Source organism: Bradyrhizobium sp. STM 3566 (genome assembly GCF_045571445.1).
In the GTDB taxonomy this organism is placed as follows: Bacteria; Pseudomonadota; Alphaproteobacteria; order Rhizobiales; family Xanthobacteraceae; genus Bradyrhizobium; species Bradyrhizobium vignae.
The window spans coordinates 5,210,665-5,227,664 of the sequence record NZ_CP120692.1 but is presented as its reverse complement, the minus strand read 5'-3'; the positions used below and the strand labels follow the sequence as shown (position 1 = coordinate 5,227,664).

The window sequence follows — 17,000 nt, the reverse complement described above, 5'->3', positions numbered from 1 at the left end:
ATGAACAAGGTGCCAAAGTCGCTCTCGTCGCTCCTGCTGGCCGCGCTGGTGCCGATTGCCATGCTGCTTCAACCGGCTTGCCTGGAAGCACAAACCGCAAGAACCGCCAAGACGGATGCACAAATAGTCCGACGGCCGCTCTCTCAGGAGAGCGAAAAGCAGCGGATGAACGCCTGGACAGTCGGGCTCGCCGGCGGGCTGCTCGAGGGCGCGCCGATCCGCCTTGCGGCGGAAATGGCCCGTGTCGTCGATGACGGAGCAGAGCTGCATCTCCTGCCGATCGTCACCCGAGGCGCCACCGACAATCTGAATGCGCTGCTCTATTTGCGTGGTGTCGATACAGCCATCATCAATTCCGACGCGCTGGACGAGTACAAGCTTCAGGTTCCGCAGATCCAAAGCCGCATCACCTACTTGCTCAATCTGTTCCCGTCCGAGTTGCACATTTTCGTGCGACCGGAAATCACGAGCCTGCAAGATCTTGCCGGCAAGAAGGTGAACTTCAACACGCTGGGCACCGCAGCCGCCTATTCTGGACCGCTGATCTTCAGCCGTCTCGGCATCGACGTCGACAAGACGTTCATTCCGCATCAGGTGGCCTTGGAACAGATGCGCAAAGGCGAGATGTCGGCCGTCGTGTTCATCACATCGAAACCCGTCGATGCCTTCGTACGGGGCCGCTGGGAGGCTGGATTCAAGTTCCTCCCGGTCCACTACGACAGGCAGTTCGAGGACTATTATCTGCCGGCGACCTTGGACGCCAACGAGTATCCCAATCTGATCAAGCCAGGTGAGCGGGTCTCGACCATCGCGGTGCCGACGGCGCTGGTTGCGTTCAACTGGCCGCCGCGCTCAAATCACTATCAACGCGTGGCGCGCCTCGTCGAGTACCTGTTCTCGCGAATTGACCGCCTGCAGGGACCCGGTTTCGATCCGAAATGGCAGTCGATCAATCTCGCGGCATCCGTCCCCGGGCTCACCCGCTTCCAAGCCGCGCAGGAATGGCTGGATCGCAAGGCGCGCAGCGTACAGGCGAGGCCATGAAGAGTGCCGCTCCTCCGCTAGCCGTCGCCTTGAACGTAGCCTGCGGAATCGCTTATGCGCAAAACACGAGCGATCCCATGGAAACACTTCGGGCTTGTTCGGCGACGGAGGGGCAAGCCCGGCAGGAATGTCCGCAAGATCTGTCAGGCAAGCTTCCGCCGCCCGGGCGGCGGGCGTCAGACGGTGGCTGGCTGATCAGCGAGACCACCTCGCCAGTCGATTATTCACCGGTCGTCACCGCCACCACCTCGTCCGTCGGCAGCTCGGATGGTGGCACGATGCAACTCGCGATCCACTGCCGCCGAGGGCGCACGGAAGTCACGGTCGCCGGACCGGCGCTGTCACGGAGCGCCAACGAATACGTCATCTCCTTTCGGCTGAATGCGGACACGCCAATGCAATTGACGGCAGCGTCGCCGTCATTCGGCTCCGGCGTCGCTTTCGGCGGCGACGTCGTAAAGTTGCTGAGCTCGCTACCCGAGGATGGTCACATCGTTGTGCGCCTTTTCACCCGCACTGGTCCGGCGCAAGACGGACAATTCCTGCTCAGCGGATTCGAAAACGTGCGCAAGAAAATGGCGGTTGCATGCAAATGGCCACATAGCGTCGCCAGACCAGCAAGGTGATGGTCAGGGAAGGGGAGACACGAGATGAACAATCCAAAGTTGGCGGCGGCAGTCATCAGCGGCCTGGCGATGCTGCTTCTGGTCGAACCGAGCGCGCAGGCGCAGCAGGACAACCGGTTGATCCCGCAGTCGAGCGCGACGAGCCAAGCGAGCCGTCCGAAGCATTCGGTCCAGAAGCAGGCGAGCAAGCCGGGGCAGACTCACACGAGCAAGCAAATCACCGCGACAAGGGCGGCGCTGGCTCAGGCGACAAAACCCGAAATCGACAAAAAGCCGCATCAGCTCATATTGCAGGTCAATTCCAACGACCCTGCGATGATGAACCTGGTCCTCAACAACGCGACCAACGTCGCCGAATACTACCACGACCTCGGTGAGGCAGTGTCGATCGAGGTCGTCACCTTTGGTCCTGGCCTTCACATGCTGCGCGATGACACTTCGCCGGTAAAGCCGCGCATTGAAGTGCTCGCGATGAGCCATCCCGAAATCTCTTTCAAAGCCTGCGGCAATACCCGGGAAAACATGCGTAAGGCGGAGAACAAGGACATAAGCCTGATTCCACAGGCGACCGTCGTCAAATCTGGCGTCGTTCGCGTCATGGAGCTGCAGGAGCAGGGCTGGAGCTACGTCAAACCGTGAGGTCAGGCGGTAATGCGGCCGTCGGGAGTGCAGCTGGCACAACATGCCGTCCCGACCCGAGTGGCCGCTGACGGTCAGACCGACTGTCGGCGGCGTGCCAGACGGTGGCCAAGAGGCCCCGCCCTAGAACTGATACCTCCGCAAGCCCCCATCCACCGGGATCACCGCGCCCGTGATGTAGCGCGCCACAGGCGAGGCCAGAAACACCGCGAGTGCCGCCAGATCCTCCGGCTCGCCCCAATAGCCGACCGGGATTTCTTCTTCGGCAAAGCGCTCGCGATAATCCGGCGGATAGTTGCGGCGGATCTGTTCGCTCATGATGCGGCCGGGCGGGATGCAGTTGATGGTGATGCCGTGGGCGCCGATCTCGCGTGATAGGCCCTTGGCCCAGGCATGCACGGCGGCCTTGGCGGCGAAGGCGGCATTGAGGCCTTCCGGCTCGGACTTGCCGGTGATGTTGATGATGCGGCCCCATTTGCGTTCGATCATCTGCCGCAGCAACGCATGGGCGATGCGGCGGTAGCTGGTGAAGTTGAGCGCGATCGCCTCGTCCCATTTGCCGTCGGGCGCGTCGACGGGGAGGGGACGGCTGCCGCCGGCATTGTTGACGAGGATGTCGACGTGGCCGAACTCCTTCAGCGCGAAGGCCGCGATGTTCTCGGCGGCGCCCTTGGCCATCACGTCCTGCTCGAACGGCGTGATCAATCCGCCTCCGACTTCTTTCACTAGCTCGGCAAGCAGATCGGTGCGGCGCGCCACGCCGACGACACGCACGCCTTCGGCCGCCAGGCCCTTGGCAATGGCGCGGCCGATGCCGATGCTCGCACCCGTGACGACAGCGGTTTTCGATTTGAGCCCGAGGTCCATGGTCACACGCTCTCTTGGTTGTTGCTTTACTTTTTTGCTGTTCGTTTCCTGCCCTGTCCCGGAGGCTTGCGAATTGCCCGACCGGGACGAGCAGTGGTAACCAAGAGCTCTGGCGAAGGAAACCCGAAAAAGAAGAGGCGAAGATGGTCTGGGATCCGCAGCAATATCTGAAGTTCTCCGGCCATCGGCTCCGGCCCGCCGTCGATCTGTTGATGCGGATTCCGGATTTTGCCCCGCGCGCCATCGCCGATCTCGGCGCCGGCGCAGGCAACGTCACCAAATTGATCAGGGAGCGCTGGCCGGATGCACGTGTGACTGGCGTCGAGGGCTCGGCTGAGATGGTTGCCGCGGGACGGAAGGCCGCGCCTGATGTGGAGTGGTCGCATGAGGATCTCGGCCATTGGCGCCCCACACAGCACTACGACTTGATCTATTCCAATGCCGCACTGCACTGGCTGCCCGATCATGCGGCACTGTTTCCGTCGCTGATGGAGAAGGTGACGCGTGGCGGCATGCTCGCGGTGCAGATGCCGCGCAATTTTCTCGCGCCTTCGCATGTGCTGATCGGCGAGACCGCGCTAGACGGTCCGTGGCGATCCAAGGTGGAGCATCTCGTCACCCCGCCGCCGGTGGAAGGGCCGGCCTTCTATCATGATCTTCTCGCGCCGATGTCGGCCAACATCGACATCTGGGAGACCGAATATCTGCAGGTGCTCGAAGGCGAGAACCCCGTGAAGGAATGGACCAAGGGGACCTGGCTGACGCGCTATCTCGATGTCTTGCAAGGCGATGAGAAAGCGGCGTTCGAAGCCGCCTATGGGATGCGCGTCGCAAAGGCCTATCCGAAGAATGCGGCGGGGCAGACGCTGTTCCCGTTCCGGCGCCTCTTCATGGTCGCCCAGCGCAAAGGCTGATTGCACTGCCGCAATGCGGCATAAGCGCTCGCTCCCTTGGACGCGCGCGGGCACCGGGTTGCGCATGCGGCGGTCGTCAAGTTAGCTTGGCTTCGACAAAATTGGGCTTAGGTCTAGTTGTTCGCGTGGCGGATTGCTGCCACTACTGGCCTGAAAAACAAAAAGAACCCGATTTCAGAGTTGTTGGGAGGTACCTTCATGCGCAAGCTGTTTGCCGCGGTCGCTGCCGCGGCTGTTCTCTTGGCTCCCGCCATTGCCCAAGCCCAGAGTCCTATTGTCATCAAGTTCAGCCACGTCGTCGCCAGCGACACCCCCAAGGGCAAGGGCGCGCTGAAGTTCAAGGAGCTCGCTGAAAAATACACCGACGGCAAGGTCAAGGTCGAAGTCTATCCGAACTCCACGCTCTACAAGGACAAGGAGGAGATCGAGGCGCTGCAGCTCGGTTCGGTGCAGATGCTTGCGCCCTCGACCGCGAAGTTCGCCCCGCTCGGCATCAAGGAGTTCGAGGCGCTCGACTTGCCCTGGCTGTTCAAGGACGACCAGACCTACGCCAACGCGATGAAGGGTACGGTCGGCAAATGGCTGTTCCAGAAGCTCGAGGCCAAGGGCATCACCGGCCTCGCTTATTGGGACAACGGCTTCCACATGGTCTCCGCGAATCGGCCGCTGATGAAGCCGACCGATTTCCAGGGCCTCAAGTTCCGCATCTCCGGTTCGAAGATCGCCGACCAGTATTTCCGCTTGCTGGGATCGATTCCGCAGATCATGGCGTTCTCGGAAGTTTACCAGGCCTTGCAGACCGGCGTGGTCGACGGCTGCGAGAACACGGCGTCGAACTATCTGACGCAGAAGTTCTACGAGGTGCAGAAGGACATCACCGTGTCCTATCACGCGCATCTGCAATACGCCGTGATCGTCAACTCGAAATTCTGGTCCGGCCTGCCGCCTGATATCCGTACCCAGCTCGACAAGGCGATGGCGGAGGCGACCGACTACACCAACTCGATCGCGCGCCAGGAGAACGAGGATGCGCTGGCCGAGATCAAGAAGACCGGCAAGACCAATCTGCATTATCTCACCGACGCCGACCGCAAGGCGTGGCAGGAGGCGTTGCAGCCGACTTACAAATGGGCCAAGGGGCGGGTCGGGCAGGAGGTGCTCGATCTCATTGCCAAGGAACTCGACGTCAAGATGAACTGACGGCTGCGGTCCAATAAGAACACGACCAACGGTCGGGGGTGATCGCTCCCGGCCGTTGCGCTTGAATGATCCAACCCGGGGGGACCAAGTTGCTGCGCTTGCTGAATCGTTTTCTCGATCATCTCGAGGAATGGCTGATTGCGACGATGATCGCGGCTGCGACGTCGCTCATCTTCGTCGCGGTGCTGCATCGCTACGGCGCCGGACTGTCGATCGACATCGCCAGATGGGCGGAAGCCCGCAACCTGGCCTTTCTCGCCGAGTCCGCGCGCGCCGCGTTCGCCTGGCTTGCCTCGCTCGACCTGTCCTGGGCGCAGGAGCTCTGCATCTACATGTTCATCTGGATGGCGAAATTCGGCGCCGCCTACGGCGTGCGGACCGGCATCCATGTCGGCGTCGACGTCCTGGTCAATATCCTCCCGGGCGGATCGCGCCGGCGCGTGATCACCTTCGGCCTTCTCTGCGGCGCGCTGTTCACCGCCATCGTCGCCTATTTCGGCGCCGCGTTCGTCAGCCAGATGTGGCAGACCGGTCAGCAGTCCAACGATCTCGAAGCGCCGATGTGGATGGTGTATCTCACCATCCCGCTCGGCTCCGGCTTGATGTGCTTCCGCTTCCTGCAGGTCGCCTGGTCGTTCTACCGGACCGGCGAGCTGCCGCATCACGACACGGCGGGCGTCGAAGGTGTCGAGGCGGACCCGGTGCATCCGGCCCCGGTCACGTCCAGCCAAGTCGTCCGGGACGAGCGCAGCCCGCTCGGCTGGATCCTGATGCTGCTGCCGGTCTTGATCGTCGCCCTGTGCTTCGCGCATGCAGGTCACGTCATCACGTTGCCGCAGGGGATGCGCGTTCTCATCGTTTTCGCACTGCTGCTCTCGTTGATGCTGACGGGCATGCCGATCTCGATCGCGCTTGGTCTGACCGTGCTCAGCTTCATGTTCACGCTGACCGACGTGCGGACGGAATCGGTGGCGCTGAAGCTGTTCACCGGCATCGAGAATTTCGAGATCATGGCGATCCCGTTCTTCATCCTTGCCGGCAACTTCCTGACCCATGGCGGCGTGGCCCGCCGGATGATCACGTTCGCAACCGCGCTGGTCGGCCATTGGTACGGCGGTCTCGCGCTGTCGGGCGTGGTCGCCTGCGCGCTGTTTGCCGCGATCTCCGGCTCCTCGCCGGCGACCGTGGTGGCGATCGGATCGGTGATCCTGCCCGCGATGGTCGCGCAAGGCTTTCCGAAGCGGTTCGGCGCGGGGGTGATCACGACATCAGGCTCGCTCGGAATTCTCATTCCGCCGTCGATCCCGATGGTTCTCTATGCCGTCTCGACCAACAGTTCGGTCGGCAAGCTCTTCATCGCCGGCATCGTGCCGGGGCTTGCGCTCGCCTCGCTGCTCGGCGCCACGACGTTCTATCGCGCCTGGCGCAACGACTATCCGCGGATGCCGAAGGCCACCTTCATCGAGCGTCTCGACGCCTTCCGCAAGTCGATCTGGGGCATCCTGCTGATCGTGATCGTGATCGGCGGCATCTACAGTGGCATGTTCACACCGACCGAAGCCGCCGCCGTCAGTGCGGTCTACGCCTTCATCGTCGCGGTGTTCATCTACAAGGATCTGAAGCTGCGCGACGTGCCGCGTGTGCTGCTGTCGTCGGCAAATCTTTCCGCGATGCTGCTCTACATCATCACCAACGCGGTGCTGTTCTCGTTCCTGATGACCTACGAGAACGTGCCGCAGGCGCTGGCGCAATGGATGATCGACCAGGGGCTGGGATGGATCGGTTTCCTGCTGCTCGTCAACCTGCTGCTGCTGCTGGCTGGCAACGTGATGGAGCCGTCCTCGATCATCCTGATCATGGCCCCGATCCTGTTTCCCGTCGCGGTCAAGCTCGGCATCGACCCCATTCATTTCGGCATCCTGATGACGGTCAACATGGAGGTCGGACTGTGCCATCCGCCCGTCGGCCTCAACCTCTACGTCGCCTCGGGCATCGCCAAGATGGGCATCACCGAGCTCACGGTGGCGGTGTGGCCGTGGCTGCTGACCATGCTCGGATTCCTGGTGGTGGTGACCTATTGGCCCGGCCTGTCGTTGTGGCTGCCACGGCTGCTGGGGATGTAGCCGGACGAAAACGTCGTAGATGGGATGGAGCGCAAGCGTAATCCGGGAGCTTCGTCCTGACGCAAGAGAATCCCGGATTGCGCTGCGCGCAATCCGGGCTACGTATCCTTTTCTTGCCAACCGCCAGATAGACACGGGAGGGGAGGAAACAAACATGACCGACATCATCAACGAGCCGAAGGACGCAACGCCCTCCGTGGTCGCGCAGCACGCGGCCATGCTCAACGCGCTGCCGTTTTCCGATACGCGCGACTTCGACGATGCTGCGCGTGGTTTCCTCGGCACGATCGAGAATGCGACGATCACAAATTCGCAGGGGCGGACGGTCTGGAGTCTCAGGCCCTACTGCTTCCTGTCCGCCGAGCAGGCGCCGCCCACCGTCAATCCCAGCCTGTGGCGGCAGTCGCGGCTGAACATGCGGCACGGCCTGTTCGAGGTCGTGCCCGGTGTCTACCAGGTGCGCGGCCTCGACATCGCCAACATGACGCTGATCGAGGGCGACAGCGGCGTCATCGTCGTCGACACCCTGACTTCGATCGAAGGTGCCCGCGCTGCGCTCGATCTTTACTTCAATCACCGCGGCACCCGGCCGGTCGCGGCGATCGTCTTCACCCATACCCACACCGACCATTGGGGCGGCGCACGCGGCGTGCTGGAGGAGGATGCGCTCGCCAGCGGCAGCGTGCCGATCATCGCGCCGAACCTGTTCATGGAGCACGCCGTCTCCGAGAACATCATCGCAGGGCCGGCGATGCTGCGCCGCGCGCAGTACCAGTTCGGACCTCTTCTCGCCAAGGGCGTGCGCGGGCAGGTCGATTGCGGGCTCGGCAAGTCGATGGCGGCAGGCTCGGTCGCGCTGCTGCGGCCGACCGACCTCATCATGGCGACCGGCGACAGGCGCGTGATCGACGGCGTCGAGTTCGAATTCCAGATGGCGCCCAACAGCGAAGCGCCGGCGGAGATGCATTTCTTCATCCCACGCTATAAGCTGCTGAACCTCGCCGAGAACTGCACGCACAATTTCCACAATCTGCTGCCGTTCCGCGGCGCCGACGTGCGCGACGCGCTGGCCTGGTCGAAATATCTGGGCGAGGCCTTGCGGCTCTGGGACGGCAAGGCCGAGGCGATGTGCGGCCAGCACCATTGGCCGGTGTGGGGGCGCGAGCGCATCGGCACCATGATCCGGCAGCAGCGCGACCTCTACAAGTTCGCCCATGACCAGACCATCCGTCTGATGAACCATGGCCTCACCGCCGCCGAAATCGCCGAAACGATCCAGCTGCCGAAGAGCCTGGAAGGCGCCTGGCACGGCCGCGGCTATTACGGACACATCCGGCACAACGTGAAGGCGATCTACCAGAAATATCTCGGCTGGTATGACGCCAATCCGGTCAATCTCGATCCGTTGCCGCCGGTCGAGTCCGGCAGAAAATATGTCGAGTACATGGGCGGCGCGGAGGCGATCCTCGCGCGCGCGGCTGCGGATTTCGACAAGGGGGAATTCCGTTTCGTCGCCCAAGTGCTCGGCCATCTCGTCTTTGCCGAGCCCGACAATGCGGCGGCGCGCGCACTCTTGGCGGATACCCTGGAGCAGCTCGGTTATGCCGCCGAGAGCGCGACCTGGCGCAACGCCTATCTGTTCGGCGCGCAGGAATTGCGCCAGGGCATGCCGAAGGTGCCGGCGCGTCCGCCGATGCCGCGCGAGACGCTGGCCGCGCTGCGCACCTCTCAGCTCTGGGACGTGCTCGGCATCCGCCTCAACGGCCCCAAGGCGGAAGGCAAGCATATCGTGCTGAACTGGCGCTTCTCCGGCACCGGCGAGACGTTCGTGCTCAATCTGGAGAATTCGGCGCTGACCTACACCGAGGGCGTGCAGGCGGAAGGCGCCGATGCCAGCTTCACGCTGGCGCGGTCGACGCTGGATGAAGTCATTGCGAAGCTGACGAGCTTTCCGGAAGCCGTGGCTGCCGGCAAGATCAAGCTGTCCGGCAACCCGATGAAGCTCGCCGAGTTGATGGGCCTGATGGACGAGTTTCCGAGGATGTTCGAGATCGTGGAGCCGAAGCGGGCGGGGGTGGGATAGGGGAGCGCGTTCCGCCGCGTTCTCGTAGGCAGCGCTTTCCACACACTCGCTGCCATCGCCCGGCTTGACCGGGCGATCCAGTATTCCAGACCAGAGACCGCGGTGCTTGAGCCGAGAAGCTGCGGAGTACCGGATGCCCCGGTCAAGCCGGGGCATGACAGTGTGCCTTGAGGTGAGAGCGACCAGCTACTCTGCGCTGCTCACCAGCTTGATCCGCGGCGCCTTTGCCTCGGTCAGGCTGCGGTAGGCCGCGAGATAGTCCAGCGCCATGCGGCGTGCCGTGAAGCGCGTCTCGAACTGCTTGCGGATCGCGGCGCGGTCGAGTTGCGGAAGGCGGTTCACCACTCCCGCCGCGCTGATGACATCCTCGACGATGAAGCCGGTGAGGCCCTCATCGATGATCTCCGGCACCGAGCCCCGGTTGAAGGCGACGACCGGCGTTCCGCACGCCATGGCCTCGATCATGACGAGGCCGAACGGCTCCGGCCAGTCGATCGGCAGCAGAAGCCCGAGCGCGCCGCTCAGGAAATCGGACTTCTCGTGATCGCTGATCTCGCCGATGAAGTCGACCAGCGGATTGTTCTCGATCATCGGCCGGATCAATTCGTCGTAGTAATCCTGATCGGCGCGATCGACCTTGGCCGCGATCTTCAGCGGAATACCGCAATGGGTTGCGATCTTGATGGCGCGGTCGACGCCCTTCTCCGGCGCGATGCGGCCGAGCACGGCGAGATATTCCTGTTTTGCCGCCTTCGGCGTCAGCAGCTTCTCCGGCAGGCCGTGGTGGATCGTCGTCACCCAGTTCGCCTGCGGCACCGGCCGCCGCTGCGCGTTGGAGATCGAAATGACGGGCATCTTGGAGAAAGTATTGAAGACCGGCTGATGCTCCGGCAGATCGAGCCGGCCGTGCAGCGTAGTCACGAATGGCGTCGGCTGACGGTGGAACAGCGACCACGGATAGTAGTCGAGATGGAAGTGGAGGAAGTCGAACTCCTCGTCGTCACATTTTTGCCGCACCCGCTCCAGCAGCACCATGTGCAGCGCATTGGGATCGCGCACGGAACCGTCGAGACGGAGCGCCTTCGGCCACAACGCATCCAGCTTGCCTGACGTCTGGGAGTCGCCGCTGGCGAACAATGTCACTTCGTGTCCAAGGGCCACCAACTCTTCCGTCAACCAATGCACCACCCGCTCGGTGCCGCCATACAGCTTGGGTGGAACAGCCTCCGTCAACGGAGCTACCTGCGCGATGCGCATCTCACCATCTCCTCTGTGCGATCATGATTGAAAACCCCCGCCTGTACGGCACCGGCAAATGCCAGCCAAGGGAACGTTTCCGCACCTGCGAAGTTCCTTCCCCCAAACGTTACATATTCGACACGTCAGGGGATCGTCGCGATGCTGCCACCACATCTTCGCAGATCGTCCGTATCCGCATGTCGTGATGAGCTTGCCCGGGAACCGAGGCGAAGTGGTCGATGTTCACTCGACCAGTGACGAAACGAAAATCAGCATAACGGGGCGATAGCCATATGGATCAGCTTTCTGGATACGCGCGCAGGCCATTTGCCTTTGTCTTGCGCTATCTTCGGCGTCGCCTCGCGGCGCATTTGCTGATTCTGACCGCGGTCGTGGCCGCCGTCGCCTGCTCCGTGGGCACCCAATACGGCGTCAAATCCCTGGTCGACAGCTTGTCCGCCGGACCCTCACATGGTGGCAGCGTATGGCTGGCATTCATTTTGCTCATGTCGCTGATCACGGCCGACAACTTCCTGTGGCGGATCGCGAGCTGGACGGCGAGCTTCACCTTCGTTCGTGTCACGGGTGACTTACGTCGTGACATATTTCGTCATCTGACCGGACATGCGCCGAGCTACTTCTCGGACCGGATGCCCGGCATGCTGACGAGCCGCATCACGGCGACGTCGAACGCGGTGTTCACCGTCGAAAACATGTTTGTCTGGAACGTGCTACCGCCCTGCATTGCCACAATTGCGGCAATTGCCTTGATTGGAACCGTCAGCCCCTACATGGCCCTCGGGCTGATCGTGATCGCCGGTGGCATGGTCATTGCGATGTTTCGTCTGGCAGCCGCGGGCAAGCCGCTGCATGACGATTTCGCCGACAAGGCCGCGGTGGTCGATGGCGAGATGATCGACGTCATCAGCAACATGCCGCTGGTGCGCGCCTTCTGCGGCATCAGCCACGAGCATGAGCGGTTCGACGCGACGGTGAACCGCGAGATCACCGCGCGCGGCCGCAGCCTGCGCTATCTGGAGAAGCTGCGGCTGACGCATGCCGGCGTGACCGTGCTGTTGACGGTGGCGCTGATGGCCTGGGCGATCACGCTCTGGCAAAAGGGCGAGGCAACCACCGGCGATGTCGTGCTGGTCTGCACGCTCGGTCTCTCCATCCTCAACGCGACGCGCGATCTCGCGGTGGCGCTGGTCGACGTCACCCAGCACGTTGCGCGCCTGACCGAGGCCATCGCCACGCTGCTGGTGCCGCACGAATTGCGCGATCACCCCGAGGCCGAGCCGCTGGTGAAGAGCGGCGCCGCGATCGCGTTCAACAACGTCACCTTCGGCTATCCCGGCGGCGAGAAGATTTTCGAGCGGTTCAGCCTGCGCCTCCAGCCCGGCCAGCGTGTCGGACTGGTTGGGCAGTCCGGCGGCGGCAAATCGACGCTGTTCACGCTGCTCCAGCGCTTCTACGACGTGGACGATGGCAGTATCACCATCGACGGCCAGGACATCTCGAAGGTGACGCAGCTGAGCCTGCGCGAGGCGATTTCCGTCGTGCCGCAGGACATTTCCTTGTTTCATCGCTCCATTCGCGAGAACATCCGCTATGGCCGGCCGAACGCAACCGACGACGAGGTGCTGCGCGCGGCGATCGCGGCGCGCTGCGACTTCGTCGAGAGCCTGCCTGACGGCCTCGACACCATGGTCGGCGACCGCGGTGTGAAGATGTCCGGCGGCCAGCGCCAGCGCATCGCCATCGCGCGCGCCTTCCTGAAGGATGCGCCGATCCTGCTGCTCGATGAGGCGACCGCAGCACTCGACAGCGAATCCGAGGAGGCGATCCGCGAGGCGCTGTCGCGCCTGATGCGTGGCCGCACCGTGATCGCGATCGCGCATCGCCTGGCGACGCTGCGCAATTTCGATCGCGTGGTGGTGCTCAAGGCCGGTAAGATCATCGAGGACGGTGCGCCCGACCGGCTGATGCAGGGTCACGGTCCCTACCGTGAGCTGGTGACCCAGGAGATGAACCGGCTCGCGAAGGTCGCCGCGTAGATCCAGCCGTCTCGTTCGCGTTGGTTGCGTTTCGAATCAAGGCGCAGGGGAGCAGCTCATGGCAGCCGAAACCGTAACCCAGATCGTATCCATATCGCAGGCGACGGAAGCCGTCGCGGAGCAGACGTTCTACATTCCGATGACGGGGCCCGCCGCCCGGCCGCGGCGATCCCTCAAGCACGACGACACCTTCATCGTGCTCGACAGCCATGGCGACATCGGCGCTTCGGCGGGCGGGCCGGACGGTCTGTTTCACTGCGACACGCGCTATCTGGCGCGGCTGGAGCTCGTGCTCGACGATCTCCAGCCGCTGCTGCTCGGCTCGAATTTGCGCGACGACAATTCGGCGTTGACGGTCGATCTCACCAATCCCGACATCTACCGCCAAGGCCGCCTCTTGTTGCAAAAGGATCTGCTGCACATCGTGCGCACGATCTTCCTGTGGCGCGGTGCCGCCTATCAGCGCATTGGCGTGCAGAACCACGGCGACGCGCGCGCCAGCTTCGAGCTGACGCTGCTGTTCGACAATGACTTCGCCGATCTGTTCGAGGTGCGCGGCGAGCGGCGCCCGCGCCGCGGGACCGGCACGAGCCGCCTGTTGGGTCCGACCGACGTGCTGTTCGAGTATCGCGGCCTTGACGACGCCGAGCGCACCACCGGCCTGCATGTCGACCCGCGTCCCACCACGCTGTCCGTGAATGCCGCGACCTGGCAGCTCGAGCTCGATCCGCACCAGGCCAAATCGCTGTTCGTCGCCGTCTCCTGCAACCGGCCGGTGACGGAACGGCCGGCGCGGTTCTTTCCGGGCCTTCTGGCTCATCGCCGCGAGATGCGGCAGTCGACGATGGGCGCTGCCAGCATCGAGACCTCCAACAATATCTTCAACGAGGTGCTGTGCCAGGCCATGGCCGACCTCAACATGCTGATGACCGAGACCCCGCAGGGGCGGTACCCCTATGCCGGCATTCCCTGGTACTCGACGACATTCGGGCGCGACGGTCTCATCACCGCGCTGCAGATGCTCTGGGTCGATCCGCGCGTCGCCAAAGGTGTCTTGCGCCGGCTCGGGCATTTTCAGGCCACGGCAATCGATCCGTTCGCGGACGCCGCGCCCGGAAAGATCCTGCACGAGATGCGCGGCGGCGAGATGGCGGCGCTCGGGGAGGTGCCGTTCGCGCATTATTACGGCAGTGTCGATTCGACCGCGCTGTTCGTGCTGCTCGCGGGCAGCTATTTCGAGCGCACCGGCGACGAGGCCACCTTGATCGAGCTCTGGCCGACGATCGAGGCGGGCCTGGCCTGGATCGACGGTCCCGGCGATCCCGACCAGGACGGCTTCGTCGAATACCAGCGTGCGACCGAGAAGGGGCTGGCCAACCAGGGCTGGAAGGACTCCTACGACGCGATCTTCCATGCCGACGGCCAGCTTGCAGAGGGCAATATCGCGCTCGCGGAAGTCCAGGGCTACGTCTTTGCTGCCAAGCAGCTCGCCGCGCGTTGCGCGCTGCGGCTCGGCAAATCGGACTGCATGCGCAGGCTCGAGAGCGAAGCCAGGGCGCTCGCCGAGCGCTTCGAGAAGGCGTTCTGGTGCGAGGAGCTCGGCACCTATGCGCTCGCGCTCGACGGCAAGAAGCGACCCTGCAAGGTCAGGACCTCGAATGCCGGGCAGATCCTGTTCAGCGGCATGATCCGCGAGGACCGCGCGCGCCTCGTTGCTGCCGATCTGATGCGGCCGCATTTCTTCTCGGGCTGGGGCATCCGCACCGTCGCGCAAGGCGAGGTGCGCTACAACCCGATGTCCTATCATAACGGGTCGATCTGGCCGCACGACAATGCGCTGATCGCGCTCGGGCTCGCGCGCTACGGCCTCAAGCACTCGGTGGCGCATGTCTTCAAGGGGCTGTTCGATGCTGCGACCTACATGGATCTGCGCCGGTTGCCCGAATTGTTCTGCGGGTTCCGGCGCGAGAAACGGCGCGGCCCGACGCTCTATCCGGTCGCCTGCGCGCCTCAGGCCTGGGCCAGCGCGACGCCGTTCACGCTGCTGGAGGCGGCGCTCGGTCTCGAGTTCGACGTGACGCGCGGCGAGATTCGCCTGCGCAATCCGCATCTGCCGGCGTTCCTCAACGAGGTGATCCTGCGCGATCTGCGCCTCGGCCAGTCCAGCGTGGACCTGCGTGTTAGCCGGCATGGCGACGACGTCGCGCTCGAGGTATTGCGCACGCGCGGCCAGATCCAGGTCTCGATCGTGCTGGCTCACTAGCGGCGCGTCGTGAGGAGGGTATCATGCGTGCGATCGGAGCGTTGATCCTGGGTGTGGCGATTATGGTTGCCCTCGCGGTCGGACCATTGCGCGCCGCAGAGGATCAGCCCGCAGGCCAGGATGAAGCGAATGCGCCGGCGACGGCGCAGCCGCCGGCCTCGACCGTTCCAGTGACGCCCAAGGACGCCGCGCCGCCACCCTCGGTGACCATCATCGGCGCGAGCGAGGCCCACGGCGTGCTCGGCCGCGACGTTCGCAGCGCCGCCGGCGAGGACATGGGCCGCATCGTCGACGTCATCGTCGATCGCACCGGCCATGTCCGCGCCGCGGTGATCGATTTCGGCGGCTTTCTCGGCGTCGGCAGCCGCAAGATCGTGGTGGACTGGAACGCGCTGCGCTTCGGCAAGATCGCCAACAAGAAGGACAGCATCACGTTGGAACTGAACAAGGCGCAGGTCGCGGCCGCGCCGGAATACAAGGAAGACACGCCGATCGTCGTGCTCGGCGCGTCCGGCAGCCTTCAGCCGCTGCAAGCGATCCAGTGAGGTGCAGGGAGGGCTGACCGCCCGTGCTGTTGTCGAGGAAGCTGACCCATGCAGATCGCAGCGGCCGCGTCGAGCAGGACAACGTCGTTGCGCCGTCGGCTGCAGGCATTCCGGCGCCGTCGCGCCAGAGCCTGCGCGGCCTCGACTGGTTCATCTTCTTCCTCGCCGACGTGCAGACCGGATTTGGTCCTTTCATCGCGGTCTATCTGACGACGCAGAAATGGACCCAGGTCGAGATCGGCCTCGTGCTGTCGATCGGCGGCGTTGTCGCCCTGATCGGCCAGATGCCCGGGGGCGCGATTATCGATGCCGCGAAATCGGAGCGTCTCGTCGCCGCCCTCGCGATTGCGACCATCGGTACTTGCGCGCTGGCCTATGCCGCGATGCCGATCTTCCCCGTCGTGGTGACCGCCGCCACGCTGCATGCGATGGCGAGCTGCGTGCTCGGGCCTGCGATCGCGGCGATCAGCCTCGGCCTCGTCGGCCCGATCGCGATCGGCGAGCGGCTCGGCCGCAACGCGCGCTTCGCCTCACTGGGCAATGGCGTCGCGGCGGCGGTGATGGGCACCGCGGGCTATCTCCTGTCGAGCCGCTCGGTGTTCCTGGTCACCTTCCTGCTCGCGATCCCGACCCTGATCGCGCTGTCGCGCATCCGCGAGAATGAGATCGACATCAGGCGCTGTCACGGTGAGATGCCGCCCGAAGCCGCCGATCGCGGCGACACCAATATCTGGCACCTGATCCGGCAGCGTCCGCTCATCGTCTTCGCACTCAGTGTGCTCTTGTTGCACCTCGGGAACGCCGCGATGATGCCGCTGATGGCGAGCGCGGTGACGGCACGGTCGAGCCAATGGGCAACGGTGCTCGTCGCCTTTTGCATCGTCGTCCCGCAGGCGATCGTGGCGCTGCTGTCGCCGACGGTCGGACGCAAGGCGCAGCTCTGGGGCCGGCGGCCCCTGCTGTTGATCGGATTCGGCGCGCTGGCGATTCGTGGCCTCTTGTTTGCGACCGTGCGCGATCCGTATCTCCTGGTTCTCGTGCAAGTGTTCGACGGCATTACCGCGGCGGTGTTCGCGGTGATGGTCCCGCTGATCGTCGCCGACGTTGCCTTTGGCACGGGGCATTTCAACTTGGCGCAGGGAATCGTCGGCACCGCAACCGGCATCGGCGCGTCGTTGAGCACGGTGCTTGGCGGCTATGTCAGCGACAAGTTCGGCAATGCCACGGCGTTCGTCGGGCTGTCCGGCGTTGCCGCGGCGGGGCTCTTGCTCATTTTCTTTGTGATGCCGGAGACACGGCGCACGGTCTGACCCGTGCGAAAGAAATGCGTGGCGCAAACGGGTTCGGCCGGTCAGAAGTCCCGGGGAGAAACTGATCTGGCGTCCGGATTGTGCAAGCGC

General features: G+C 63.8%; 13 protein-coding genes and 1 pseudogene. 12 read left to right on the top strand and 2 right to left on the bottom strand.

Translation table 11 applies throughout. The features are described from left to right. From P6U27_RS25135 to P6U27_RS25125, 3 genes are read left to right on the top strand one after another with little or no spacing between them, the layout of a single operon-like run. Positions 1-1,044 (top strand): TAXI family TRAP transporter solute-binding subunit, encoded by a 1,044-nt coding sequence (locus tag P6U27_RS25135; protein ID WP_122404403.1) that lies wholly within the window; start codon positions 1-3, stop codon positions 1,042-1,044. After that, complete coding sequence (locus P6U27_RS25130) at positions 1,041-1,670, top strand: hypothetical protein (protein WP_244607692.1); 630 nt, start codon at positions 1,041-1,043, stop codon at positions 1,668-1,670. The genes P6U27_RS25135 and P6U27_RS25130 overlap by 4 nt, the downstream gene beginning before the upstream one ends. Before the next feature lie 24 nt (positions 1,671-1,694). Beyond that, positions 1,695-2,309, top strand: coding sequence for a hypothetical protein (locus P6U27_RS25125; protein ID WP_160118846.1), 615 nt, complete (start codon positions 1,695-1,697; stop codon positions 2,307-2,309). Between the two features lie 123 nt (positions 2,310-2,432). Here the strand turns inward: P6U27_RS25125 and P6U27_RS25120 are convergent, their stop codons facing one another. Then, positions 2,433-3,176: an SDR family NAD(P)-dependent oxidoreductase gene (locus P6U27_RS25120; RefSeq protein WP_122404401.1), complete on the bottom strand. Its 744-nt coding sequence runs from the start codon at positions 3,174-3,176 to the stop codon at positions 2,433-2,435. Positions 3,177-3,319: 143 nt separating this feature from the next. Between P6U27_RS25120 and P6U27_RS25115 the strand changes: the two genes are divergently transcribed. The 5 genes and pseudogenes from P6U27_RS25115 to P6U27_RS25095 all read left to right on the top strand — a co-directional run bounded on the left by P6U27_RS25115 (position 3,320) and on the right by P6U27_RS25095 (position 9,496). Next, the gene (locus P6U27_RS25115) at positions 3,320-4,090 is read left to right on the top strand and encodes a methyltransferase domain-containing protein (protein ID WP_122404400.1); all 771 of its coding nucleotides are present in this window, start codon (positions 3,320-3,322) and stop codon (positions 4,088-4,090) included. Between the two features lie 198 nt (positions 4,091-4,288). Beyond that, entirely contained in the window at positions 4,289-5,290 is a 1,002-nt protein-coding gene (locus tag P6U27_RS25110) for a DctP family TRAP transporter solute-binding subunit (protein ID WP_122404399.1), read from the top strand. 65 nt (positions 5,291-5,355) lie between these two features. Then, positions 5,356-5,865 (top strand): annotated as a pseudogene (locus tag P6U27_RS25105) (TRAP transporter small permease); the annotation flags it as partial. A gap of 267 nt (positions 5,866-6,132) precedes the next feature. Continuing rightward, positions 6,133-7,413, top strand: coding sequence for a TRAP transporter large permease subunit (locus tag P6U27_RS25100; RefSeq protein WP_244608027.1), 1,281 nt, complete (start codon positions 6,133-6,135; stop codon positions 7,411-7,413). Positions 7,414-7,567: 154 nt separating this feature from the next. Continuing rightward, positions 7,568-9,496 (top strand): alkyl/aryl-sulfatase, encoded by a 1,929-nt coding sequence (locus P6U27_RS25095; RefSeq protein ID WP_122404398.1) that lies wholly within the window; start codon positions 7,568-7,570, stop codon positions 9,494-9,496. Between the two features lie 186 nt (positions 9,497-9,682). Here P6U27_RS25095 and P6U27_RS25090 read toward each other — a convergent pair whose 3' ends face one another. After that, positions 9,683-10,753 carry a glycosyltransferase family 4 protein gene (locus tag P6U27_RS25090; protein ID WP_122404397.1) on the bottom strand — a complete coding sequence of 357 codons (1,071 nt, stop codon included), beginning with the start codon at positions 10,751-10,753 and terminating at the stop codon, positions 9,683-9,685. Between the two features lie 275 nt (positions 10,754-11,028). Between P6U27_RS25090 and P6U27_RS25085 the strand changes: the two genes are divergently transcribed. From P6U27_RS25085 to P6U27_RS25070, 4 genes are read left to right on the top strand one after another with little or no spacing between them, the layout of a single operon-like run. Next, the gene (locus P6U27_RS25085; RefSeq protein ID WP_122404396.1) at positions 11,029-12,792 is read left to right on the top strand and encodes an ABC transporter ATP-binding protein; all 1,764 of its coding nucleotides are present in this window, start codon (positions 11,029-11,031) and stop codon (positions 12,790-12,792) included. Between the two features lie 58 nt (positions 12,793-12,850). After that, entirely contained in the window at positions 12,851-15,055 is a 2,205-nt protein-coding gene (locus P6U27_RS25080; protein WP_129145170.1) for an amylo-alpha-1,6-glucosidase, read from the top strand. A 23-nt stretch (positions 15,056-15,078) separates the two neighbouring features. Further along, the gene (locus P6U27_RS25075; protein ID WP_162500385.1) at positions 15,079-15,600 is read left to right on the top strand and encodes a PRC-barrel domain-containing protein; all 522 of its coding nucleotides are present in this window, start codon (positions 15,079-15,081) and stop codon (positions 15,598-15,600) included. 23 nt (positions 15,601-15,623) lie between these two features. Continuing rightward, positions 15,624-16,910: an MFS transporter gene (locus P6U27_RS25070; protein ID WP_129145169.1), complete on the top strand. Its 1,287-nt coding sequence runs from the start codon at positions 15,624-15,626 to the stop codon at positions 16,908-16,910. Positions 16,911-17,000 lie beyond the last annotated feature (90 nt).

What these genes read in the sequence shown, in the direction of transcription:
- P6U27_RS25095 (WP_122404398.1), top strand. Translation starts at nt 7,568, where the DNA reads ATGACCGACATCATCAACGAGCCGAAGGACGCAACGCCCTCCGTGGTC.
- P6U27_RS25130 (WP_244607692.1), top strand. Translation starts at nt 1,041, where the DNA reads ATGAAGAGTGCCGCTCCTCCGCTAGCCGTCGCCTTGAACGTAGCCTGC.
- P6U27_RS25085 (WP_122404396.1), top strand. Translation starts at nt 11,029, where the DNA reads ATGGATCAGCTTTCTGGATACGCGCGCAGGCCATTTGCCTTTGTCTTG.
- P6U27_RS25110 (WP_122404399.1), top strand. Translation starts at nt 4,289, where the DNA reads ATGCGCAAGCTGTTTGCCGCGGTCGCTGCCGCGGCTGTTCTCTTGGCT.
- P6U27_RS25125 (WP_160118846.1), top strand. Translation starts at nt 1,695, where the DNA reads ATGAACAATCCAAAGTTGGCGGCGGCAGTCATCAGCGGCCTGGCGATG.
- P6U27_RS25075 (WP_162500385.1), top strand. Translation starts at nt 15,079, where the DNA reads ATGCGTGCGATCGGAGCGTTGATCCTGGGTGTGGCGATTATGGTTGCC.
- P6U27_RS25115 (WP_122404400.1), top strand. Translation starts at nt 3,320, where the DNA reads ATGGTCTGGGATCCGCAGCAATATCTGAAGTTCTCCGGCCATCGGCTC.
- P6U27_RS25135 (WP_122404403.1), top strand. Translation starts at nt 1, where the DNA reads ATGAACAAGGTGCCAAAGTCGCTCTCGTCGCTCCTGCTGGCCGCGCTG.
- P6U27_RS25100 (WP_244608027.1), top strand. Translation starts at nt 6,133, where the DNA reads ATGCGCGTTCTCATCGTTTTCGCACTGCTGCTCTCGTTGATGCTGACG.
- P6U27_RS25120 (WP_122404401.1), bottom strand. Translation starts at nt 3,176, where the DNA reads ATGGACCTCGGGCTCAAATCGAAAACCGCTGTCGTCACGGGTGCGAGC.
- P6U27_RS25080 (WP_129145170.1), top strand. Translation starts at nt 12,851, where the DNA reads ATGGCAGCCGAAACCGTAACCCAGATCGTATCCATATCGCAGGCGACG.
- P6U27_RS25090 (WP_122404397.1), bottom strand. Translation starts at nt 10,753, where the DNA reads ATGCGCATCGCGCAGGTAGCTCCGTTGACGGAGGCTGTTCCACCCAAG.